We start from the raw sequence: 21,888 nt of genomic DNA, 5'->3' as shown, positions 1-21,888 counted from the left end.
AGGCGAGCGCATCGCCCCCGCCTCCTCGATCGCCAACCTGTGACCGGTGCATCATTCGCTTTCAATGCCGCGCTGGCGAAGCCATGCGCGCATCGCGTCGATCTCCTTCTGCTGCTCCGCAATGATATGCTGCGCCAGCGCCATATTGGTGCGATCCGATCCGGCGACGAGCTGGATGCGGGCCATGTCGATCGCGCCCTGGTGATGCGGTATCATGCCGAGCACGAAGGCCACGTCCGGATCGTCATGACGCAGGCCTTCCATCATCTCTTCATGCATGCCCATCATCGACTGTTCATAGGCTTCGCTCACCGTCAGGGTGCCGGCGTCCGGGGCTTCACCCCCCTGCCCGCTATCGTCCCCGCTCATATCCGGGGAAGCGATTGGTCCGTGCGGATGCTCAAGCGAGAAGGTGTGGGTTGCCATCTCGGCCTGTTCGGTGCGCAACTCCGCCATGGTCTGCGCGTCCGGGCCGAAGAAGGCGGCATGAAGGCCCCAATAGGCGGTTGCGAAAATCACCAGCGCCGAGGCAAGGCCGAGCGGGACGCCGATGAGCGAGCGCCGGATCCAGCCCCAGAAATGCAGCTCCCGGGTATGGTCGACCGCGATTGCGACGATAATCGCCATGATCAGCGCGTGGCCGATAAGGTCGATCCGACCGAAGGGGAAGACGGCGGCATTGAAGATCACGAAAAGCGCAATCGCCGAAAGCCTGCGGATGAGCGGCGTCGCCAGCAGTCCGAAGCCCATGGTGAACTCTGCAATGCCGGCCATCGGGATGAACATGTCGCGCGGAATGCCGAATGTCAGGAAGGGCTTTTCAACCACCAGCGGGTAGAACCATTCCGGATAGGCGAATTTTTCGAGGCTCGACCACATGAGCGCGATAGCCACGCCCCATCGCAACAGTTCGAAACGATGCTTGCGCCATTCCGGCTGGCTGGAACTCTCCAGCACCAGATAGCCCGCAACCGCGACGCCGAGCGCCAGATAGTCGAGCAGGTGGAAAAACTCGTAATCACGCAGCGCGAGGACCCACAGGAAGATGATGCCCGCTGCGGACAGCGGCATGGTCTTGCGCGATACGATGCCGGCGGCGATCAGAAGCTGCAGCCAGCTGACCCACTCGGCAGGCGTCTGCAGATCGGGCGTCAGATAAATACCACCGACCGCGAAGATCGCCACGAAGAAGCCGGCAACCACGATGCGGACAAAGGCGTCGAGGCGCTGCCAGAGCGGATCGGTAACCCGGTCCATCGCATCCAGCGTGGCGGCACCGGCCGCACTGCGCTCGATCAGTCGCGCGGCGATGAAAAAGACGAGGACCAGCGCTATCCCGGTCCAGAAATAGGGATCGCTCAGCGTCCGCGTGAGCGGCGCCGGCGCCGCGTCGACGATATAGGGCGCAAACCACTTCACATGGGCCGAGGCCGCGACCGGAACCAGTGCGGCGCACAGCCCGAGGAGCCCCGCAAGGATCCGGCTTGTTCGTTGGTTGAATGAGAACATTCTGTGCCTCCTTTAGTCAGGCAATTGCCGGCTTCGAGGCCGGCAGGGCAATGTCGGCGAGTGTCTTGCGATCACACTCGGCCAGAAAAGCTGCCTCGGCGGCAGCAAGCGTATGCTTGAGGCGACAGACCGGCGTGACACTGCAATCGCCGGTCGGCGAAAAGCACTCGACGAGAGACTGATCTTCCTCGAGAAGCCGAATGATTTCGCCAAGTCCGATGTCGGCGGCGGGACGCGCCAGCACCGCGCCTCCGCCCGTCCCCCTTCGGGTATCGACGATCCCGCGATGGGCAAGCCGCTGCATGATCTTGTTGAGATGGTTGCGGGAGACGTTGAACTCTTTGGCGATCTCCGCCGTCGAGAACACCCGGCCAGGGTCGCTTGCCATCCGCATGAGAGCGCGAAGTCCGTAATCCGTGAAGCTTGTCAGACGCATGGACGATCATAACCTGCAATTGTCATTTAAAATACCAATTACAGGTTATGACGGTTGTTGACAACAAGACTCTTTGACAGCCCTCATATGTGCTCAGGACATACCTCGCGCCGAGAAGATGTTCGAGGGACCGCAATCACCGGTCCTGATCCGCGAGGCGGAAGCACTGAAGGCGCTGGGGAGTTGACCGATATGGCGGGTCAGATCGGAAAGATGTTCGGGTCGCCCGGACGCGCCGACAATCTCCGATCCTGCGGACATGGCCCCGAGGGAAGCGGGCGCGCTCCGGCCATCGCGCTATCCATGACGGCGGCGTTCGGGGGCAACCAGACCGATACGCCCGACCGGAACCGGGCAGCCGGCAGGACGGCGCGGGTTCTTCCGCGCCGCCTCACAAGAATTGTCAGCCGTTCCAGGCGATGGTCTTCTGGCTCTGTTCGCCGAGGCCTTCGATGCCAAGCTTCATCGTCTGGCCCTCCTTCAGATAGACCGGCTCAGGCTTGATGCCCATGCCGACGCCGGGCGGCGTGCCGGTGGTGATGATGTCACCGGGCTGCAGGCTCATGAACTGCGACAGATAGCTGACGAGGTGCGAGACGCCGAAGATCATCGTCTTGGTCGAGCCATCCTGGTAGCGGTGACCGTCAACCTCCAGCCACATGGCGAGGCTCTGCGGGTCTTCCACCTCATCCCGCGTCACCAGCCAGGGGCCGATCGGCCCGAAGGTGTCGGCGCTCTTGCCCTTCACCCATTGGCCGGAGCGCTCGATCTGGAACTCGCGCTCTGACAGATCGTTGACGACGCAATAGCCGGCGACGTGGTCCATGGCGTCGGCTTCATCCACATAGGATGCTTCCTTGCCGATGACGACGCCGAGCTCGACTTCCCAGTCGGTCTTCTTCGAATTGCGCGGAATCCGCACATCGTCGTTCGGACCGATAATGGCGCTGGTCGCCTTCATGAATACGATCGGCTCCTTCGGAATATCGGCGCCGGTCTCGGCCGCGTGGTCGGCATAGTTGAGGCCGATGCAGATGAACTTCCCGACCTTGCCGACGCAGGGACCGATACGGCTTGACTGCGGCAGGACCGGCAGGCTGCCGATATCGGCGGCGGCAATGCGCGCCAGCCCGGCGGCCGTCAGCGTGTCGCCGGCGATGTCGACAACGACGGAGGAAATGTCGCGGTAGGTTCCATCGGAGTGCAGGATGGCGGGCCGTTCGGCGCCCCTGGCGCCAAGGCGAAGCAGTTTCATGTCAATTCTCCCGTTTTCGACGCCTGAGACGTCGGATGCGCGTAGTTATGAAGCGTTTCCGGCTTCATCTCAATCGAAAAGCCCGGCATCTCCGGCGGCATATAGGCTGCCCCTTCGATCCGGCAGGGATCGATGAAATGCTCGTGCAGATGATCGACATATTCGATGACGCGGCCATCCTTGGTGCCGGAGACCACGAGATAATCGATCATCGACAGGTGCTGGACATATTCGCAAAGGCCGACGCCGCCGGCATGCGGCCAGACCGGCAGGCCGTATTTCGCCGCCATGACCAGAACCGACATCACTTCGTTCAACCCGCCGATGCGGCAGGCGTCGATCTGGACGATATCGATGGCGCCGCCGGCGATGAACTGCTTGAACAGGATGCGGTTCTGGCACATCTCGCCGGTCGCAACCTTCACCGGAGTCACGGCCTCGCGGATTTTCCTGTGGCCGGCGACATCATCGGGGCTTGTCGGCTCCTCGATGAAATAGGGCCTGAAGGGCGCAAGCGCCTTCACCCAGTCGATCGCCTGATCGACCTCCCAGACCTGATTGGCATCGATCATCAGCGTGCGGTCCTCGCCGATCACCTCGCGCACGATCTTCAGCCGGGCGATGTCCTCGTCACGGTCCTGCCCGACCTTCATCTTGATGAAGGTGAAACCGCTATCGACCGCTTCCTGCGCCAGACGACGCAGCTTGTCATGGCTGTAGCCGAGCCAGCCGGCAGAGGTCGTGTAGCAGGGATAGCCGTTTTTCTTCAGCTCCGCGATCCGCTCCGCCTTGCCTGCCTCCGCCTTGCGGAAGATTGCGAGCGCCTCGTCCGGCGTGATCGCGTCGGTCAGGTAACGGAAATCGATGATCGAGACGAGCTGTTCCGGCGTCATCTCGGCGACGAACTGCCAGACCGGTTTTCCCGCGGTCTTTGCCATGAGGTCCCAGACGGCATTGACCACGGCGCCGGTTGCCAGGTGCATCGCGCCCTTGTCAGGCCCGATCCAGCGCAGCTGGCTGTCGCCGGTGACATGCCGCCAGAAACGGCCCGGGTTTTCGGCGACCCAGTCGAGCCTCAGCCCCTTCACGCGGTTTTCAAGCGCGGCGATCGCGGCACAGACCACTTCATTGCCCCGGCCGATGGTGAAGGTCAGGCCGTGGCCTTCATGGTCGCCATCCGTCTTGAGCACGACATAGGCGGCGGAGTAATCGGGATCGGGGTTCATGGCATCCGAACCGTCAAGCTTGGCGGAGGTCGGAAAACGCAGGTCGTGGACGGATAGTCCTGTGATGGTGGTCATGTCTTGCACTCGGTCTTGCGTCGGTTCGGGCGACAGTCAGCAGGTCCAGCCGCCGTCGATGGCGTAGGCCTGGCCGGTCGTATAGGTCGCACCGGCAAGGTAGACGGCAAGATCGGCGATCTCCTCCGGCGTGCCGATGCGGCCGATGGGCTGGCGGGCGATGAAATCGGTCCGCGCCTTTTCATAATCGCCGGTCGCCTTCAGGCGTTCCTGAAGCGAGGGGCTGTCGACCGTGCCCGGGCAGATGGCGTTGCAGCGAATGCCTCTGGAGACAAAGTCGGCGGCGACCGATTTGGTCAACCCGAGAACGGCGGCCTTGGTGGTCGTGTAGGCGAAACGGTTGGGAACGCCCTTCATGCTGGAAGCGACCGAGGACATGTTGATGATGGCCCCGTCGCCCCGCTCGACCATGCCGGGCAGGAAGGCCCGGATGGTGCGCACCATGGCCTTGACGTTGAGATCATAGGCAAGGTCGAGATCGCTTTCCTTGCCCTCCAGGATAGAGCCGTTGTGGACGATGCCGGCGCAGTTGAACAGGATATCGACCTGGCCGATTTCCTGCGCGGCGATGGTGACCGCCTCGTCCGACAGCACATTCAAGACCCGTGTCGAAATGTTCTCGATGCCCTCAAGTTCCTTGAGCTTTTCAGCATTGATGTCGGTCGCAATCACCGTGGCGCCCGCTTTGGCGAAGGCCCTGGCCGATGCCGCCCCGATGCCCTGCGCGGCGGCGGTGATGAAACAGGTTTTTCCGGAAAGGTCGGTCATGATCGCTCCCTTGAACGTCAGTTGATTGTCTTTTGCGAGCCCTCGACGGCCATGCGGCCGATCGCATCGAGATCCCATGCGATGCCAAGGCCCGGCGCGGAAGACGGAATGGCGCGTCCGTCGCGGATGGTCATGCCCTCAAGCGTGATCGCGTCAAGCTGCGGAATATACTCCACCCAGCGCGCATTGGGCACCGCCGCGCACAGCGAAACATGCAGTTCCATCAGGAAATGCGGCGCCACGGCGACATTGAAGCACTCGGCCATATGCGCGACCTTGAGCCAGGGCGTGATACCGCCGATGCGGCCGACATCGACCTGAATGACGGAACAGGCCCGCCGCTCCAGATATTCACGGAAATGGAGTGCCGAATAAAGGCTCTCGCCGACGGCGACCGGTACGCTTGTGTGCCTCGAGAGCACGGCGTGACCCTCGATATCATCAGCCGGCAGCGGCTCTTCCAGCCAACCGATATCGAGCCGCTGATAGGCGGCGGCCCGGCGCACGGCTTCGTCCACGGCAAAGGCCTGGTTGGCATCGGTGAATATTTCGAAAGCCGGCCCCACAGCCTCGCGCACTGCCGATATCCGCGCGACATCTTCGGCAAGCGGGCGGCCAACCTTGAGCTTGCAGCCGGCAAAGCCGTTTGCCTTCGCCGCAATCGCGTCAGCCACCAGTGCCTCGGTTTCCAGATGCAGCCAGCCGCCTTCCGTTGTGTAGAGCGGTATCTCGTCCTTCGCCCCGCCAGCCAGCTTGTGGAGCGGCAGGCCGAGCTTCACGGCTTTCAGATCCCAGAGCGCGGTATCGATGGCGGCAAGCGCGATCGCGGTGATGGCGCCGACCGTGGTCGCATGGGTGAGGAACGAGAGATCCCGCCAGATCCGCTCGATATCGAAGGCCTCGCGGCCGATAACCGCCGGCAGCAGGGTCTTTTCCAGAAGCGCCATGACGGACGGGCCGCCAGTGCCGATCGTATAGGAATAGCCGGTGCCGATCACCCCGTCGGCGTCGGTGATGCGCACGATCGGGGTTTCCTGGGAAACGAAGGTCTGGATCGCGTCGACCCGCGTCACCTTCGGCTTCAGGTCCACCATCACCAGCTCGGCGCGGACGATCTTCGCCATCGTCAGGCCCTCAGGCTCTTGCCGGTCTCGCCGTCAAAGACGTGAAGGCGTTCGAGGTCCAGCGTGAAGGTCAGCGTTTCGCCATCTTCAAGCGGGCGTGGGTCGAGCATCTTGGCCTGCACTTCCTTGCCGCCGAATTGGGTGAAGATGATGGTTTCGGTTCCGAGCGGCTCGGAGATGATGACAGGCGCCTCGATCTCGACCGAGCGGTCTTCCGGATGCAGCGAGTGGCCTTTGGGCGCAAAAGCGTCGGGGCGGAACCCGACCACGACCTTCTGGCCGTCGGAAAGCTTCGCGGCGATATCGTCCGGCAGCGGCACCACCGTACCGTCGGCAAGACGTGCGGCGCGATCGGCCACCACGCCGTCAAGCTGGTTCATCGGCGGCGAGCCGATGAAGCCGGCAACGAAGGTGTTGGCCGGGTTCTCGAACACCTCCGTCGGGGTCCCGACCTGCTCGACATAACCGTCGCGCATGATCACGATCCGGTCCGCCAGCGTCATCGCCTCCACCTGGTCGTGGGTCACATAAATCACGGTGGTCTTCACCCGCTGATGCAGCTTCTTGATCTCGACGCGCATCTGGCCGCGCAGCTTCGCATCGAGGTTGGAGAGTGGCTCGTCGAACAGGAAGACGTCCGGGTGGCGCACGATGGCGCGGCCCATGGCGACGCGCTGGCGCTGGCCGCCGGACAGGTTGGCGGGCAACCTGTCCATGAAGGGTTCAAGCCCCAGAATGCCGGCGGCCTCATCGACGCGCGGCTTGATATCCCCCGGCGTCATGCCGGCGATCTTCAGCCCGAAGCCGAGGTTTTCGCGCACGGTCATATGCGGATAGAGCGCATAGGACTGGAACACCATGGAGATATTGCGCGATCTGGGCGGCAGGGCATTGACGACGCGGTCGCCGATCTTCAGTTCGCCGCCGGAGATTTCCTCCAGGCCGGCGATCATCCTGAGTGTTGTCGACTTGCCGCAGCCGGACGGGCCGACGAGAACGACGAATTCGTTATGCGCGACTTCAAGATCGATGCCGTGAACGACTTCCAGCGATCCGTAACGCTTGACGATTTTGGAAAGGTGCACTTCGGCCACGGGATTATCCTTTCACACCGCCGAACGTCAGTCCGGCAATCAGATGCTTTTGTACGATGAAGGTGAGAATGAGCGCGGGAATGATGATCAGCACCGCCATGGCGCTCATCCCGGTCCAGTCGACGGTGAACTGGGCGGTGAAATCCATCAGCCCGACCGGCATGGTCTTCGAGGCGGTGGTCCGGGTGAGCTGGCTTGCGAGCGCGAACTCGTTCCATGCCGTCAGAAAGGCGAAGATGCCGGCTGAGGCCAGACCGGAACGGGCGAGCGGAAACTCGACCTTCCAGAAAGCCTGCCAGCGGGTGCAGCCGTCAATCTGGGCAGCCTCGGAAAGGTCGGCCGGGATCTGGCGGAAGAAGCCGTCCGTCAGCCAGATGGTGAAGGGGATGTTGATCGCCATATAGACGAGGATCAGCCCGAACTTGGTGTCGATCAGCCCGATCCTGCTCCAGAGAATGAAGAGCGGCAGCGACAGCGCCACGCCGGGCACGGTGCGCGACAGCATGAAGGAGAGGAACAGCGCCCCCTTGCCCCTGAACCGATAGCGGGCAAAGGCATAACCGCCCATCATGCCGATCAGGATGGCGACAAAGGTGGAGGTGAGCGAGATCACCAGCGAGTTGATGAAATAGCTTGGAACCGGCAATCCCTGCTGGCGATCGGGCAGAAAGCCGAAAATGCCGAGAAAATTGTTGAGCGTCCACTGCTGCGGGATCCAGACCGGCGGACGCGCCATGACCTCGACATTGGGACGGAAGGCGGTCAGAACCACCCATGCGCCGGGCACGACGAGAATCATCATGGCGATGAACAGCGTGATCCTGAGCAGCCAGCGCTGCCAGGGCCTCTCGATGGTCATGGCGTTGCTCATTGTGCGCCTCCCATGAACAGCCGCGACTTGGAGAGATTGCGGTAGAAGATGATGGTGAAGGCGATCGACAGCAGGATGGAGACGTAGCCCATGGCGTTCGCCATGCCCATCTGCGAGTTCTGGTAGCCGGTGCGCGTCATCAGCGTCCAGATGAGTTCCGTGCGGCCCGCCGGCCCGCCATTGGTCATGATCTTCACCATGTCATAGGCGCGCGCGACGTCGAGCGAGCGGATGGTCATCGCGATCCAGATGAACGGCATCAGGAAGGGCAGCGTGATGTGGCGGAAGACCTGAATGGCGTTGCAGCCATCGACCTTGGCCGCTTCGATCGGCTCCTTCGGCATGGCCAGCAGGCCGGCCATCAACAGGATGGCGAAGATCGAGGTCGACATCCACATTTCCGCGACGATGATCGAGAAGTTGGCGAGCCAGCCATTGACCAGCCACGGGATCGGTTTTTCGATCAGGTTCAGCGCGAACAGCGCGTTGTTCACCAGACCGACGGAATCGTTGAACAGGTATTTGAACTGAAAGCCGACGAGGATCGGCGAGAACATCATCGGAAACATCATGATGGTTCTGAGCGTCCGCTGGCCCCAGGTGATGCGGTTGACCAGAAGCGCAAGCCCCAGCCCCATGACCATTTCGAGGTTGAGCGCGATGGTGATGAACACGACAGTGCGCCCGAAGGCCCACCAGAAATCGTCATTGCCCATCAGCCGTTCGTAATTGCGCAGCCCGACGAAATTGTAGAGGGAATCGGGACGCACCAGGTTGTAGCTGGTGAAGCTCGTCCAGAACGACACGAGAAGCGGCACCAGCACGACCGCCAGGATGACGATGATGGCCGGCAGCAGCAGAAGATAGGGCGTCGCCTGCGGAGACCTGAAAAACTTCATGTCGCGCCTTCGAGAATTGAAGAGAATGGGAGGAATATCCGGCACCGGGGCCGGTCAAATGCCGCCGGCCCGAAGGCCGGCGACGTCATGCCTTGGGAGGAAGCGGGATCAGTAGTAGCCCGCGTCTTCCATGATGTAGGTCGCTTCTTCGGCTGCATCGTCGAGGGCTTCCTGCGCCGTTTTCTCGCCGACGATTGCGGCCTGCAGTTCCGGCCACAACACGTTCGAGACCTGGATCCACTCCGGAATGAGCGGCGGCGTGCGGGCGTCGTCAAGCGAGCCCTTCCACACCGTGAACATCTCGGCGAGGTTTTCTTTGCCGTTTTCGTTGAACCACTTGACGACTTCGTCATAGGTCGCCGTGCGGGTCGGCAGATTGCCGGCCATGGCTTCCATCATTTCGCTCTCGTCATTGGTCATGAACACGGCGAAGGACACGCCGGCGTCCTTGTTGTCGCAATCCTGCGTGACAGAGAAGGAATGCGAGCCGGACCAGCCGCCGCGCTTGCCCGACGAACCGACGGGCGAGACCGCATAGCCGAGATCATCGGCGATCTTGGAGGCTTCCGGATCAGCGAAGAAGGCGGCCCAGCCCGGCCAGTCGAGGTCGACGGCAAGCTGACCGGCGGCCATGGCCTGGCCGATATCGTCCCAGGTGTAGTTGACCGTACCGGCAGGAACCGCACCGGCCTCGTAGATGTCGATGAACCACTGCAGCGCTTCGACGCCGGCTTCGGAATTGAACACCGGCTTCATGTCCTCATCAAACATATCGCCGCCATTGGCGCGGAGGATTTCCATGAAGCGGCCCGACATGCCCTCATCCTTGCCGGCAAAGGCCGTGCCGTAGAGGTTCGGCGGGTCGGCGAAGAAGATCACCTGATCGCGGAACTCGTCGAAGGTCTTCGGCGGCGCCAGCTCGGTGCCATACTTCTCTTTCCACGCGGCCTGGTTTGCCGGATCGGCATAAAGGCTCTTGCGGTAGTAGATGTTGGAAACGTCGGTAACGCGCGGCAGCTGCACCAGACGGCCATCGACCGTGGAAGCCTTCAGCGTGCCCTGGACATATTTGTCGAGCTCGGACTGCGGGATATGTTCGGCAAGGTCGATATAGAGATCGCCATATTGCGGGGCGAAGCTCGTATGGTTGGAGCCGACGCACCAGGAAATGTCGCCGGCGGCAATGTCCTGCTTGATCTCGCGGTCAAGATCGAAGTGGTTCTTCGAGGAAACGATCTCGACCTTGGCGCCCGTCATTTCTTCCCATTCGGGGATACGGGTATAGAGCTTCTCATACTGGGTGCCGCCGATCAGCTTCACCTTCAGCGTATAGTCCGGGAAGCTGCCATAGTCGAAATCATCGGCCTGCGCCGATGCGGCAAGGCCGCCGACGGCGCAGCACGCAATGAGCGACGCCTTCAATAACTTCAGTCGCATATTTGTCCTCCTCAATTTCAAGTCCAGAAAAGACTTGATCCTCCATATTTGAAAAGTCTATTTGTATATAAGCATCATTTCGGCGAAGCCGTCAACGCCGCTCTTGATATTGGACAGGAACACCGGCAGTTTCGCAGCATTTTCAGGGTGAAAAGGATCACCCGCCGCTTGAGGATCGACCATGGCAACAGATGACTCCGACCGCTACCGCGCTCCGGCGCTCGACAAGGGACTCGATATTTTCGAGCTGCTGGCGGAAACGGACGGGGCGCTCAGCCAGGCGGAGATCGCCAAGTCGCTCGAACGCACGCCAAACGAGATCTACCGCATGCTCGACCGGCTGGTGCGCCGCGAATATATCCGCCGCACGCCGGAGGACCGCTACGAGATCACACTGAAGATGTTCGAACTGGTCCATGCCCGTCCGCCGCTGCGGCGGCTTGTCAACCAGGCGATGCCGTTGCTTCAGCAGGTCGCGCAGGATGCCGGGCAGTCGTGCCATCTCGTGGTCTTCGACCGCAACGCCGCCGTCGTCGTCGCCCAGGTGGATGCGCCGAGCTACTGGTCGCTCGCCGTGCGCGTCGGCACCCAGCTCAAGCTCACCTCGACCGGCTCCGGTCTCGTCTTCCTGGCTTTCTCATCGCCTGAGAACCGGGCGCTGATGCTGAGGGGCGCGGGCGAGACGATGTCGCCGCAGGTCGAGGCGATGCTCGAGACCATCCGCAGGGACGGACACACCATGATGCCGTCGGAACAGATCGCCGGCGTCACCAACCTGTCGGCCCCCGTCATCGGCCCGCTCGGCTCGGTGATGGCGGTCGTCACCTCGCCCTATACGGAACGGCTCGACCGCGATGGCCGCGAAGACCGCGCCCATACGCTTGAACTGGTACGCGCGGCCGCCGCCAGCCTGTCGAAGGGACGGCCGGAGGATTGAGATCAAGACCGCCCGCACCGAAAAGGCCGGGCAAACCGAGGCAATACGCCCGCGCGCGGGCCATGGGAGGACCACATGCGCATCATCGATACCCATCTCCACCTCGTCTACAAGGACCGCTTCTCCTATCCCTGGCTGAAGGACGCCCCTGCCCTTGACCGCCAGACAACAGCGGAAGACTTTTTCGCCCGCGCCGAAGACCTCGGCATCGAAAAGGCGCTGCACATGGAGGTCGATGTCGCGGAGGGCGACATGGAAGCCGAGAGCGCCTTCATCGTCGGCGCTCATGAGAGGATTGCCGGCGCCATTGCCGCCGGCCGGCCGGAAAGCCCCGATTTCCCCACCTATCTGGAGCGCATCGCCGCGATCAAGGGCGTGAAGGGCCTGCGCCGCGTGCTGCATATCATGCCCGACGAACTCTCGCAGTCGGAGATTTTCGTCGAGAATATCCGTCGGCTTGCCGCCCATGACATGACATTCGATCTCTGCGTGCTGGCCCGCCAGCTTCCGCTCGCCATAGACCTGGCGCGGAAATGCCCGGAAGTGCAGTTCGTGCTCGACCATTGCGGCGTGCCGGACATCGAGAATGACGGACTGGCCCCCTGGCGCGATCATATCGGCGAGATCGCAAGGCTCGCCAATGTCACGGCAAAAATCTCAGGCGTGATCGCCTATGGCGGCGCGGACTGGAGCGTTGAGGGTCTGCGTCCCTATGTCAGCCACGTCATCGACACCTTCACCTTCGACCGCGTCGTCTGGGGTTCGGACTTTCCTGTGTGCACGCTATTCGCGAGCCTTGAGGACTGGGTCGCGGCCTCGAAGGAACTGGTCGCCGACGCCAGTCCCGACGAGCAGAAGAAACTGTTCAGCGTCAATGCGGAGAAGGTCTACCGGCTTTAGAAGGCATCGACGCGACCTCATCTTATTGCTGAAACAGGGAGGAACCCATGCAGCGCATCGGAATGGTGATCAAGCTCAACGCCGACAAGATTGAAGAGTACAAGCGACTGCACGCCAATGCCTGGCCGGACGTGCTGGACATGATCAAGGCGTGCAACATCCAGAACTACACGATCTTTCTGCGCGAGCCGGAAAACCTGCTGTTCTCCTATTACGAATATACCGGCGACGACTATGAGGCGGATATGGCGAAGATGGCCGCCGATCCGAAGACGCAGGAATGGTGGTCGGTCTGCATGCCCTGTCAGAAACCGCTCGACACCGCTAAGGACGGCGAATGGTGGATCGAAATGGAAGACGTTTTCCATCTCGCCTGAGGGCTGCAACGGACCAGGCTGTTCGAAGCCGCGGTCATGCGTCGCCATTGCCGAATCGGAAGCAATGGCGGCTGAGGCATCAAGAAACTGAGGCCTTTTCCGGAGCGGGCCTCAGATCTTCTTCACGAATTCCGATTTCAGCTTCATGGCGCCAAATCCGTCTATCTTGCAGTCGATATTGTGATCGCCTTCGACAAGACGGATGTTCTTCACCTTGGTGCCGACCTTGAGAACCTGGCTTGAGCCCTTGAGCTTCAGGTCCTTGATGACGGTGACCGTATCCCCGTCGGCCAGCAGATTGCCATTGGCGTCCTTGAATTCCTTCTCGCCGTTCTCTTCCGTCCCCGGCGTCCATTCGTTCCCGCATTCGGGGCAAATCAACAGCGCTCCGTCTTCATATGTGTAAACGGACTGGCATTTGGGACAGGGCGGCAATTCGCTCATGATCATCCTCCTGATTGCTGGCGCTGCGATGAGCCGGACTGGCGCCACGAAGACCACACGGCGCAATGTTGCGTTGGTCGGAAAAACAAGGCTTCGTAGTGCGAAAAGGAACGCCTGTCGAGCGTAGACGCGTGGTTGCGCGACAACGCGCTCAAAGACCGCGACCGGAAGGAAAACACATGGAGCCGCATGCGCCCCCTTGAATTCCGCCCAAATTTGAATAATCTCTTCACATAAGAATGACGCTCTCACCTGAAGGAGGAGCAGGTTGTCAAAAACGTCTCGCAGCCCGGCGCAAAGCTGGGCAGCGGCAGGTTCGCCGCGCCCAATCGTCATCATCGGCGGCGGCTCGATCGTAGCCGATGCCCATCTTCCCGCCTATCGCATGGCCGGCCTGCCGGTCGCCGGCCTGTTTGATCTTGATGCCGAGCGCACCGCCAAGGTTGCCGCCGAATGGGGCATCACGCCCTTTGCCAGCCTTGAGGAGGCGATCGCGACGGAAAACGCCGTCTTCGACCTGGCGCTGCCGCCGGTCGCCCATCGAGGCGTGATCGAGAAGCTGCCCGAAGGGGCGCCCGCCCTTCTGCAAAAGCCGATGGGCCGCGACCTTGCCGAGGCGACGGCGATCCTCAAGGCCGCCCGCGAGAAGAAGCTGACGGCCGCCGTCAATTTCCAGCTTCGTTTCTCGCCGATGATGCTGGCGATCCACGACCTTTACAAAAGCGGTGCGCTGGGCGAACTCGTCGATGTCGAACTGCACGCCAACATCATGACCCCCTGGCATCTCTGGCCGTTCCTGAAGGGCATGGAGCGCGTCGAGATCCTGCTGCACTCGATCCACTATCTGGACCTGATGCGCCATTTTCTGGGCAATCCGCGCGGCATCCATGCCAAAACGCTCGGCCATCCGGACACCACGGTCTCGCAGTCACGCACATCGGCGATCCTCGACTATCCCGATCCCGTGCGTGCGGTCATGTCGGTCAACCACACCCATGACTTCGGCCCGAAATTCCAGGATTGCTATTTCCGCTTCGAGGGCACCAGGGGCGTGGCCATCACCACGCTCGGCGTCAATCTCGACTACCCCAAGGGCGTTCCGGACGAGCTCTGGTTCTGCGAAAAGGGCGGCGACTGGGAAGAAATCCCGCTTTCCGGCACCTGGTTTCCCCACGCCTTCATCGGCGTGATGAACAATCTCCAGCGTTTCATCGCCGGCGAGGACGACACCCTTCTGACAAGCGTCGAGGACGCCTGGAACACCATGGCGCTGGTCGAGGCCGCTTATCAGAGCAGCGCCCAACCCGCCACCCCGATCAAGGAAAGACCATGACCGCAGATACGTCCGACCTGCCGCTCGAAGGCGTGCTGGTTCTCGACATGTGCCAGTTTCTCTCCGGCCCCTATTGTTCGCTGCGCCTGCAGGACCTCGGCGCACGCGTGATCAAGATCGAGCGGCCCGGCCTCGGCGACCTTTCCCGCAGGCTTTATCTCTCCGACACCGAGATCGGCGGCGATTCCACGATTTTCCACGCAATCAACCGGTCCAAGGAAAGTCTCGCGCTGGACATGAAGGACCCGGACGACCTTGCCGCGCTGAAAAAGCTGATCGGCAAGGCGGATGTGGTGCTGCAGAATTTCCGCCCCGGCGTGATTCAGAGGATCGGGCTTGATTACGAGACGCTGAAACAGGATTTTCCGCGCCTCGTCTACGGCTCGATCACCGGCTATGGCGACGGCGGGCCCTGGGTCAGCCGGCCGGGCCAGGACCTTCTGGCGCAGGCGCGCTCCGGCGTGATGTGGCTGAACGGCGACGACGGCCAGGGCCCGGTGCCCTTCGGCCTCGCCATTGCCGATATGCTGGCGGGCGCGGCACTGGCGCAGGGCGTTCTCGCGGCGCTGGTGAGGCAGGGCCGCACCGGCAAGGGCGCGCATGTGGAAACGAGCCTGCTGGAGGCGATGATCGACTTCCAGTTCGAGGTTCTGACGACGCATCTCAATGACGGCGAACGACCGCCGAAACGCGCCGCCTTCCGCTCGGCCCACGCCTATCTCTCCGCCCCCTACGGCGTCTATCAGACCGCCGACGGCTGGCTGACGCTTGCGATGATGCCGATCGACCAGTTGACCGATGTGCTGAAGCTCGATGATCTGGCGCCCTATCGCGGCAAACCGGATCTCTGGTTTACCGCGCGCGACGACATCAAGCGCATCATTGCCAAACACCTTGCCACCAAAACGACGGAACACTGGCTCTCCATTCTCGAACCCGCCGATGTCTGGTGCGCCAGGGTGCTCGACTGGCCCGAACTGATGAACCATGCCGGTTTCAAGGTGCTCGACATGCTGCAGACGGTGACGCGCGAGGACGGGGTCTCGATCCGCACCACGCGTTCACCACTGAGGATCGACGGCAGGCGCATGCAGACCGGCCGCGCCGCGCCGAAAATCGGCGAGCAGAGCGAAGCCATACGCGCGGAGTTCGGCCTGTGACGATCAAACTGAAAGGCATGACCTGGAGCCATCCGCGCGGCTATGACCCGATGGCGGCAAGTGCTGCCGAATGGCGAAGGAAGACCGGCGTCGCGATCGAATGGGACAAGCGCAGCCTGCAGGATTTCGAGAGCTTTCCGGTCGAGGAACTGGCCCGGCAGTATGACCTGATCGTCATCGATCACCCGCATGTGGGCCAGATCACGGCGGAGAACTGCCTGGCGCCGCTGGATGTGCCGGGTCGCGAGGACGAGCGGGATGCGCTTGCAAAAGGCTCCGTCGGCGCGTCCTACCCGAGCTATGGCTATCATGGACGTCAATGGGCATTCCCTCTGGATGCCGCTGCCCAGGTCATGGCCTACCGGGCGGACCTGGTTTCGGCGCTGCCGCAGGACTGGGACAGCCTGATCGCGCTTGCCTGCGAAGGCCGCCTCATGCTGCCGCTGCGCCCGCCGCACAATCTGATGACGTTCTATACGCTCGCCGCCAATACCGGCACGCCCTGCCAGACGGAAGGGGCCGGCCCGCTGATCGCCGTTGACGACGGCATTGCCGTCTATGAAAAACTCGCAGAACTGGCGAGCATGGTCCCTGCGGAAAATTTTGCCATGGACCCGATCGCCGTGCTCGAGGCGCTGGCAGAACCCGAGCCGAAGGCCGCTCTTTCACCTTATATCTACGGCTATGTGAATTACGCCATGGACGGCTTCCGTTCGCATCGCCTGACCTTCACCGACATCCCGTCACTTGGCGATAACGGCCCCTGCGGTTCCGCGCTGGGCGGCACCGGCATTGCCGTCTCGGCCTTTTCCGGGAACCGGGAAGCGGCAATCGATTACGCCTACTGGGTCGCAGGCGCCGCGGTTCAGTCGGGGCTTTATCCCGAAGCCGGCGGCCAACCCGGTCACGATGCCGGCTGGACCGACGATGCCGTCAACGCCAAAACCCACGATTTCTATCGCAACACACGGCAGACGCTGGAAACAGCATTCCTGCGTCCGCGCCACAACGGCTATATGCGCTTCCAGGCTGCGGCCTCCGATGCGCTAAACGCCGCCCTCCGGGATGGCACAAACGCGCGTGCCGCCATTGCCCGGATCAACACACTGTTTACGGAGAGTTTCTGATGGAACGGCCACGCCATTTCGAGGACATCAAGGTCGGCGAGGAGCGCCGCACCTATGGCCGGACGATCACCGAGACGGATTTCGTCGTCCATGCGGGCCATACGGGCGATTTCTTTCCCCATCACATGGATGCGGAATTCATGAAGGATCACCCCTTCGGCCAGCGCATCGCCCACGGCACGATGACCTTTGCCATCGGCATCGGCCTGTCGGCGTCGGAAATCAATCCGCTCTCCTTCACCTATGGCTATGAGCGCCTGCGCTTCCCCAAACCGGTCTTCATCGGCGACACGATCCACACCGTGCTGACGATCGCGCGCTGCGAGGACGATCCGAAGCGACCGGGCCATGGCCGGGTCATCGAGGAGGTTCGCGTTCGCAACCAGCGCGAAGAGGTCGTGATGGCCTGCGACCATGTCTATCTGGTCGAGCGGCGGGCGAAGTAGCGCTCTCACCCCCAGCTGAGCGGCGGGCCGTCTTCCCGGAAGCGGTCGAACTGTTCGATGGCGCGGATCGAGCGGCCATTGTCGATGGCTGCAAGATCGAGGATCACGGTGTTGGCAACCGTCATCGGAATGACGAGGGACTGCGACTGGCCGAGCGATCCGCGCGAAATGGTGATCTGATGATCCGGCGGCGGGGAAAACCGTCCGCCGCGCACGTCGGTCACGGCAAGCGTTTTCGCGCCCCGATCCGCGGCGACGGTGCGGATATCCTGCACCAGAGGCGGAAGCTTGCGGAAGGCGAAAAGCCAGAGCACGTCGTCGGCCGTCATCGTCATCAGCTTCTCGCGCATCTGGTTCGGCGTCGCCGTCAGGTCGACGGCATCATAGCCCGAACGATTGAGCCTGAGCCCCAGAAGCTGGGCAAGCGCCCCGGCGTGACCCGTGCCGATGATGAAGACCTTGCGACAATCCCGCACCGTTTCGGCAAACTTTCGAATCTGCCGGTCATCAACACTGTTGCGCGCCGCTTCCAGCGCTGCGATCTCGCTGTCGATGACGGAGGAGACCAGGTGGCCCTCATCGGCCCGCAGGAGGCGGGCGGCGACGCGGGCAGCGCCGTTGTCGAAATCCTCGTCCTCGCCCGCGAGACTGTTCTGCAGGAATGTGCGGAATTCCGGATAGCCTTCAAAACCCAGACGACGCGCCAGACGAACGGCGGAAGACGGATGAAGGCCGGCGCGGGTGGAGATTTCCTTGCCGTTCTCAAGGGCTGCGCGCAGCGGATTCTGAAGAAGCACGTCGAGAAGTCGCGTATCCGCCTGGGTCAGTCGCTCGGAGTTCAGCGCGACGAGATCGCTCAGGTGCTGGGGAATGCCATCGGGTATGTTCATGTCGGCTCTGTCGTCTTCCTCAGTCCTGCACAACAAGCTGTTGCTGTGTTTCAACCCGCGCGCCCGTCTCCGTATCGAAGAAATGCGCCGCGTTCATGTCGCAGGCAATCCAGCAGTCGGAAAGATCGCCCGGAAGCGCGCCGCGGTGCGCCGTGAGCGTAACCCGGCCCGCCGGCGTTTCGCAATGGAGCACGACATCCGACCCCGTCATTTCGCTCAACGTAACGCGCGCCGGCAGCGCCACGCCGGCCGGCCGCGTTGCCGTGATCGTCAAAGCGTCGGAGCGCAGCCCCACCGTGAGCCCTCCCGCGACAATGCCGCCGGGTATGGCGCCGGCATCGAGAAAGTTCATCTCCGGCGCGCCGATGAAGGAGGCGACGAAGCGGTTGGCAGGTCGGTCATAGATCGCCTCGGGCGTGTCGAACTGCTGCAGACAGCCGCCCTTCATCACCGCAATCCGGTCGGCCAGCGACAGCGCCTCGGTCTGATCGTGGGTGACGTAGACGATGGTCGCCCTCAGCGCCCTGTGCAGTTCCTTGATCTCTCGGCGCATGACGACGCGCAGCGCATTGTCGAGATTGGACAAGGGCTCGTCCATCAGGAAGGTCGAGGTGTCGCGCGCAATCGCCCGCCCCATGGCAACGCGCTGGCGCTGGCCGCCGGAAAGAGCGGCGGGCTTGCGGTCGAGATAGGGAGTGAGCTGCAGCGTGGCGGCAACCTCTTCGGCGCGCCGGTTGCGCTCCTTCTTAGCCACGCCGCGCAGTTCCAGCCCGAAGGCGATGTTCTCGCGCACGCTCATGTGCGGATAGAGCGCATAGTTCTGGAAGATCATCGCGATATCGCGGTCCTGCGGCGAGACGTCATTGGCGCGCCTGCCGTCGATCTCGATGTCGCCCTCGCGGCAGTCCTCAAGCCCCGCAATCAGGCGCAGAAGCGTCGACTTGCCGCAGCCGGAGGGACCGACGATAACGATGAACTCGCCGGGACGGATATCCATCGAAACGCCATGCAGTACCGTCGGGCCGTTATCATAGGCCTTGCGGATGTTTTTCAAGGAAATGCTGCTCATCGCGCGGCCTCCTTTGTCCGTTGATCACGTATGTCGATGGCCAGGCGGGGCCGATCAGTGGTGAACACCTTGAGGCCGAGATCGAAGGCCCTGGTGATCTGCTGGGTGGTGTGGGCCGCCCAGGCGCCGAAGGCGAGGCCTGTGTCTTCCGCCTGCTGTTTCAGCAAGGCATCGGCCATGTCGATATTAACGGAGATTTCGCCAATGCTGCGGCTGCGGGCGATCTCGATCACGCCGCGACTGCCAAGCTGGGTCAGAACCGGCGGGCTGACAAGCCAGAGCGCGGGCCGCTCGGTTGCCTCACTCAGAGCATCGAGACTTTCCAGCAGGAAGGACGAAAACACCGTGGTTTCCAGCCGACCGGCCCTGTCGAGCGCGGCAATCACCTGCGGCACGAAGTTCTCATAAGGCCGGCCATCGGCGCCGGGCTTGATCTCGCAGCGGAAGACGACCTTGCTCAGCCTGAAGATGTCGCAAAGCTCCTCGATGAAGAGAGGGTGACGAAATCCGTCGCCGGCATGATTGACAATCGCCGCACGCACATCCGCTGCCTTCATCTCGGCGATCACGCCGGTGCGGTCGGTGGTGCGGTCCAGCGTTGCGTCGTGATTGACGATGATGCGGCCGTCGGCAGTCGGGTGGAGGTCGAATTCCACCTCGTCGACATCCATCGCCGCCGTTGCGGAAAAGCCCGCAAAGGTGCTGTCGCCATAGTCCAGGGTTCCGCCGCGATGGGAGGCAATGCGTGTCACAGTCTTTTCCTTTTTATGAAATGTCGCGTCATTTGACAGCGCCCATGGTGATGCCGCGCACCAGATGCCGTTCGACCAGAACAAAACCGGCAATGACCGGCAGCATGGAAATGGCCGATGCCGCCATCACCAGCGGCCAGTTGATCAGCCCCTCGCCCGGATTGATCCGGTAGAGCCGGGCAAGGCCGACCTGCAGTGTGTAAAGGTCATCCCGGCTGGTGGCGACGAGCGGCCAGATATAGTTGTTCCACTCGGTGATGAAGATGTAGAGGCCCATGGAGAGAATGGCCGGTTTGGCGATCGGCACGATCACCCGCCACAAGACCTTCAGCGGCGATGCGCCATCCATATAGGCGGCCTCGTCCAGCGCGCGCGGAATGCCGCGGATATATTGGCGCAGGAAGAAGGCGGCAAAGCCGTTCGAGATCGCCGGCAGGATGAGGCCCGCATAGCTGTCGAGCAGACCGACCTTCGCCAGCGTCAGATAGTTCGGGATGAGGCTGATATGGCTCGGGATCATCAGCGTCGCCACCGTCGCCGCAAACAAGAGGTTCGAGCCGAAGAAACTGTAGCGGGCAAAGGCATAGGCGGCCATGGTGGCAAAGCTGATGCCGATGAGCGTGACCGCGCCCGAGACGATGAGGCTGTTCAGCAGATAGCGGGCGAAATTATACTGGCCGATGGCGAGCCGGTAATTGCCGAGCGTGAAATCGACCGCGCCGGTGTAGTACGCCGTCGAAGTCTGGAACGACATCCAGATCGAGTAGAGAACCGGCGACAGAAAGATGAGCCCGGCCAGGAGTGCCAGCCCGGCCAGAATGGGATTGTCAGGCTTCATAATGCACCTTCCGGCCGAGAACGCGCGACTTGATGACCGCGAGCGCGATGAGGAGGATGAAGAGCAGCACGGCAAGCGCCGAGCCCTGTCCGATGTCGAAGAAGGTGAAGCCGATCCGGTAAAGCAGGTTGACCAGAAGATCGGTCGCGCCAGCCGGACCGCCCTCGGTCATCACCGAGACAAGGGTAAACACCTGAAACGCCTCGATCACCGAGATCACCAGCAGGAAGTAGGTCGTCGGCATGACAAGCGGGATGGTGACGCGGCGGAAGACATGCCGTCGCTTTCCGCCATCGACGGCCGCCGCATCGTAAAGCTCCTGCGGAATAGCCTGCAGGCCGGCAATATAGATGACGATGTCATAGCCGAGCTGTTTCCAGGTGTTGATGAAAATCAGCACGCCGAGCGCGAGATCGGGACGCTGCATCCAGCGGATTTTCTCGACGCCGAATAACGAGAGCAGGCCGTTCGCCATGCCGTAATCGGTGGAAAAGACCCAGGAAAAGACGACCGCAATCGAGACCGTTGACGTTACCGAGGGCAGGAACAGCGCGCCGCGCAGGATGCGTCGCGAAAAGGTCTCGCGCGTGAGCGCGCTTGCGATCAAAAGCGCCAGCATGAGGCGGATCGGCACGGAGACGAAGGCGAAGATCACCGTAACCCGCACAGAATTCCAGAACTCGCGGGAATTGAACAGGATCCGGTAGTTCTCAAACCCGACAAACGGCTTGTCGGCGGTCATGAAATCCCATTGCCGGAAGCTCAGATCGATACTGGTGACAATCGGAATATAGGTAAAGACCGCGATGAAAGAGATCAGCGGCAGGACGAAGAGATAGGGCGTCAGCTTGCGCGGCATGGGGCGGACTCTCGCACAGGCGCCGGAAATGCGCTTGTCATTGGAAGATGCCCGCGCAGCGT

24 protein-coding genes are annotated in these 21,888 nt (G+C 62.1%); 7 read left to right on the top strand and 17 right to left on the bottom strand.

Annotation, left to right across the window (positions count from 1 at the left end; translation table 11 throughout):
- Positions 1–51: 51 nt before the first annotated feature.
- The 11 genes from copM to JET14_RS22885 all read right to left on the bottom strand — a co-directional run bounded on the left by copM (position 52) and on the right by JET14_RS22885 (position 10,877).
- On the bottom strand, positions 52–1,509 hold the full coding sequence (gene copM, locus JET14_RS02875) for a CopM family metallochaperone (protein WP_200336716.1): 1,458 nt from the start codon (positions 1,507–1,509) through the stop codon (positions 52–54).
- Between the two features lie 16 nt (positions 1,510–1,525).
- The gene (locus JET14_RS02870) at positions 1,526–1,945 is read right to left on the bottom strand and encodes an RrF2 family transcriptional regulator (RefSeq protein WP_200336715.1); all 420 of its coding nucleotides are present in this window, start codon (positions 1,943–1,945) and stop codon (positions 1,526–1,528) included.
- A 403-nt stretch (positions 1,946–2,348) separates the two neighbouring features.
- The gene (locus JET14_RS02865) at positions 2,349–3,200 is read right to left on the bottom strand and encodes a fumarylacetoacetate hydrolase family protein (protein WP_200336714.1); all 852 of its coding nucleotides are present in this window, start codon (positions 3,198–3,200) and stop codon (positions 2,349–2,351) included.
- Complete coding sequence (locus JET14_RS02860) at positions 3,197–4,501, bottom strand: L-fuconate dehydratase (RefSeq protein WP_200336713.1); 1,305 nt, start codon at positions 4,499–4,501, stop codon at positions 3,197–3,199. The genes JET14_RS02865 and JET14_RS02860 overlap by 4 nt, the downstream gene beginning before the upstream one ends.
- A gap of 36 nt (positions 4,502–4,537) precedes the next feature.
- Positions 4,538–5,269: an SDR family oxidoreductase gene (locus JET14_RS02855; protein WP_432443059.1), complete on the bottom strand. Its 732-nt coding sequence runs from the start codon at positions 5,267–5,269 to the stop codon at positions 4,538–4,540.
- 17 nt (positions 5,270–5,286) lie between these two features.
- A complete protein-coding gene (locus JET14_RS02850) occupies positions 5,287–6,393 on the bottom strand; it encodes a mandelate racemase/muconate lactonizing enzyme family protein (RefSeq protein WP_200336712.1) in 1,107 nt (368 codons plus the stop codon).
- 2 nt (positions 6,394–6,395) lie between these two features.
- The gene (locus tag JET14_RS02845) at positions 6,396–7,487 is read right to left on the bottom strand and encodes an ABC transporter ATP-binding protein (protein WP_200336711.1); all 1,092 of its coding nucleotides are present in this window, start codon (positions 7,485–7,487) and stop codon (positions 6,396–6,398) included.
- Between the two features lie 4 nt (positions 7,488–7,491).
- Positions 7,492–8,358: a carbohydrate ABC transporter permease gene (locus JET14_RS02840; RefSeq protein ID WP_246750482.1), complete on the bottom strand. Its 867-nt coding sequence runs from the start codon at positions 8,356–8,358 to the stop codon at positions 7,492–7,494.
- Positions 8,355–9,257 (bottom strand): carbohydrate ABC transporter permease, encoded by a 903-nt coding sequence (locus JET14_RS02835; protein ID WP_024706237.1) that lies wholly within the window; start codon positions 9,255–9,257, stop codon positions 8,355–8,357. Before JET14_RS02835 ends, JET14_RS02840 begins: the two co-directional genes overlap by 4 nt.
- 108 nt (positions 9,258–9,365) lie before the next feature.
- Entirely contained in the window at positions 9,366–10,688 is a 1,323-nt protein-coding gene (locus tag JET14_RS02830) for a sugar ABC transporter substrate-binding protein (RefSeq protein ID WP_432443076.1), read from the bottom strand.
- 63 nt (positions 10,689–10,751) lie between these two features.
- On the bottom strand, positions 10,752–10,877 hold the full coding sequence (locus JET14_RS22885) for a hypothetical protein (protein WP_281435279.1): 126 nt from the start codon (positions 10,875–10,877) through the stop codon (positions 10,752–10,754).
- On the opposite strand from JET14_RS22885, the gene JET14_RS02825 reads away from it, so the two are divergent.
- From JET14_RS02825 to JET14_RS02815, 3 genes are all read left to right on the top strand, one after another.
- Positions 10,876–11,631: an IclR family transcriptional regulator gene (locus tag JET14_RS02825; protein ID WP_200336709.1), complete on the top strand. Its 756-nt coding sequence runs from the start codon at positions 10,876–10,878 to the stop codon at positions 11,629–11,631. The genes JET14_RS22885 and JET14_RS02825 overlap by 2 nt on opposite strands.
- A gap of 75 nt (positions 11,632–11,706) precedes the next feature.
- On the top strand, positions 11,707–12,531 hold the full coding sequence (locus JET14_RS02820) for an amidohydrolase family protein (protein WP_200336708.1): 825 nt from the start codon (positions 11,707–11,709) through the stop codon (positions 12,529–12,531).
- A 47-nt stretch (positions 12,532–12,578) separates the two neighbouring features.
- Complete coding sequence (locus tag JET14_RS02815) at positions 12,579–12,908, top strand: L-rhamnose mutarotase (RefSeq protein ID WP_200336707.1); 330 nt, start codon at positions 12,579–12,581, stop codon at positions 12,906–12,908.
- Between the two features lie 111 nt (positions 12,909–13,019).
- Here JET14_RS02815 and JET14_RS02810 read toward each other — a convergent pair whose 3' ends face one another.
- Complete coding sequence (locus JET14_RS02810) at positions 13,020–13,352, bottom strand: zinc ribbon domain-containing protein YjdM (RefSeq protein ID WP_200336706.1); 333 nt, start codon at positions 13,350–13,352, stop codon at positions 13,020–13,022.
- A 268-nt stretch (positions 13,353–13,620) separates the two neighbouring features.
- On the opposite strand from JET14_RS02810, the gene JET14_RS02805 reads away from it, so the two are divergent.
- From JET14_RS02805 to JET14_RS02790, 4 genes are read left to right on the top strand one after another with little or no spacing between them, the layout of a single operon-like run.
- Positions 13,621–14,685: a Gfo/Idh/MocA family protein gene (locus tag JET14_RS02805; protein ID WP_200336705.1), complete on the top strand. Its 1,065-nt coding sequence runs from the start codon at positions 13,621–13,623 to the stop codon at positions 14,683–14,685.
- A complete protein-coding gene (locus JET14_RS02800; RefSeq protein ID WP_200336704.1) occupies positions 14,682–15,845 on the top strand; it encodes a CaiB/BaiF CoA transferase family protein in 1,164 nt (387 codons plus the stop codon). The genes JET14_RS02805 and JET14_RS02800 overlap by 4 nt, the downstream gene beginning before the upstream one ends.
- 17 nt (positions 15,846–15,862) lie before the next feature.
- Positions 15,863–16,972 carry an extracellular solute-binding protein gene (locus tag JET14_RS02795; RefSeq protein WP_200337968.1) on the top strand — a complete coding sequence of 370 codons (1,110 nt, stop codon included), beginning with the start codon at positions 15,863–15,865 and terminating at the stop codon, positions 16,970–16,972.
- The gene (locus JET14_RS02790) at positions 16,972–17,418 is read left to right on the top strand and encodes a MaoC/PaaZ C-terminal domain-containing protein (RefSeq protein WP_200336703.1); all 447 of its coding nucleotides are present in this window, start codon (positions 16,972–16,974) and stop codon (positions 17,416–17,418) included. Before JET14_RS02795 ends, JET14_RS02790 begins: the two co-directional genes overlap by 1 nt.
- A 5-nt stretch (positions 17,419–17,423) precedes the next feature.
- On the opposite strand, the gene JET14_RS02785 is transcribed toward JET14_RS02790, so the two are convergent.
- From JET14_RS02785 to JET14_RS02765, 5 genes are read right to left on the bottom strand one after another with little or no spacing between them, the layout of a single operon-like run.
- Positions 17,424–18,308, bottom strand: coding sequence for a MurR/RpiR family transcriptional regulator (locus JET14_RS02785; RefSeq protein WP_200336702.1), 885 nt, complete (start codon positions 18,306–18,308; stop codon positions 17,424–17,426).
- A 19-nt stretch (positions 18,309–18,327) separates the two neighbouring features.
- Positions 18,328–19,377, bottom strand: a complete 1,050-nt coding sequence (locus JET14_RS02780) for an ABC transporter ATP-binding protein (RefSeq protein WP_200336701.1) — start codon at positions 19,375–19,377, stop codon at positions 18,328–18,330.
- A complete protein-coding gene (locus tag JET14_RS02775) occupies positions 19,374–20,129 on the bottom strand; it encodes a glycerophosphodiester phosphodiesterase family protein (protein WP_200336700.1) in 756 nt (251 codons plus the stop codon). Before JET14_RS02775 ends, JET14_RS02780 begins: the two co-directional genes overlap by 4 nt.
- 28 nt (positions 20,130–20,157) lie before the next feature.
- A complete protein-coding gene (locus JET14_RS02770) occupies positions 20,158–20,967 on the bottom strand; it encodes a carbohydrate ABC transporter permease (RefSeq protein ID WP_200336699.1) in 810 nt (269 codons plus the stop codon).
- Positions 20,957–21,826, bottom strand: a complete 870-nt coding sequence (locus tag JET14_RS02765) for a carbohydrate ABC transporter permease (RefSeq protein WP_200336698.1) — start codon at positions 21,824–21,826, stop codon at positions 20,957–20,959. The genes JET14_RS02770 and JET14_RS02765 overlap by 11 nt, the downstream gene beginning before the upstream one ends.
- Between the last annotated feature and the right edge of the window lie 62 nt (positions 21,827–21,888).

It is taken from the genome of Martelella lutilitoris (assembly GCF_016598595.1).
Taxonomy (GTDB): domain Bacteria; phylum Pseudomonadota; class Alphaproteobacteria; order Rhizobiales; family Rhizobiaceae; genus Martelella; species Martelella lutilitoris_A.
Note: the sequence above shows the minus strand (reverse complement) of the source record. Positions and strands in the feature narration are given on the sequence as shown.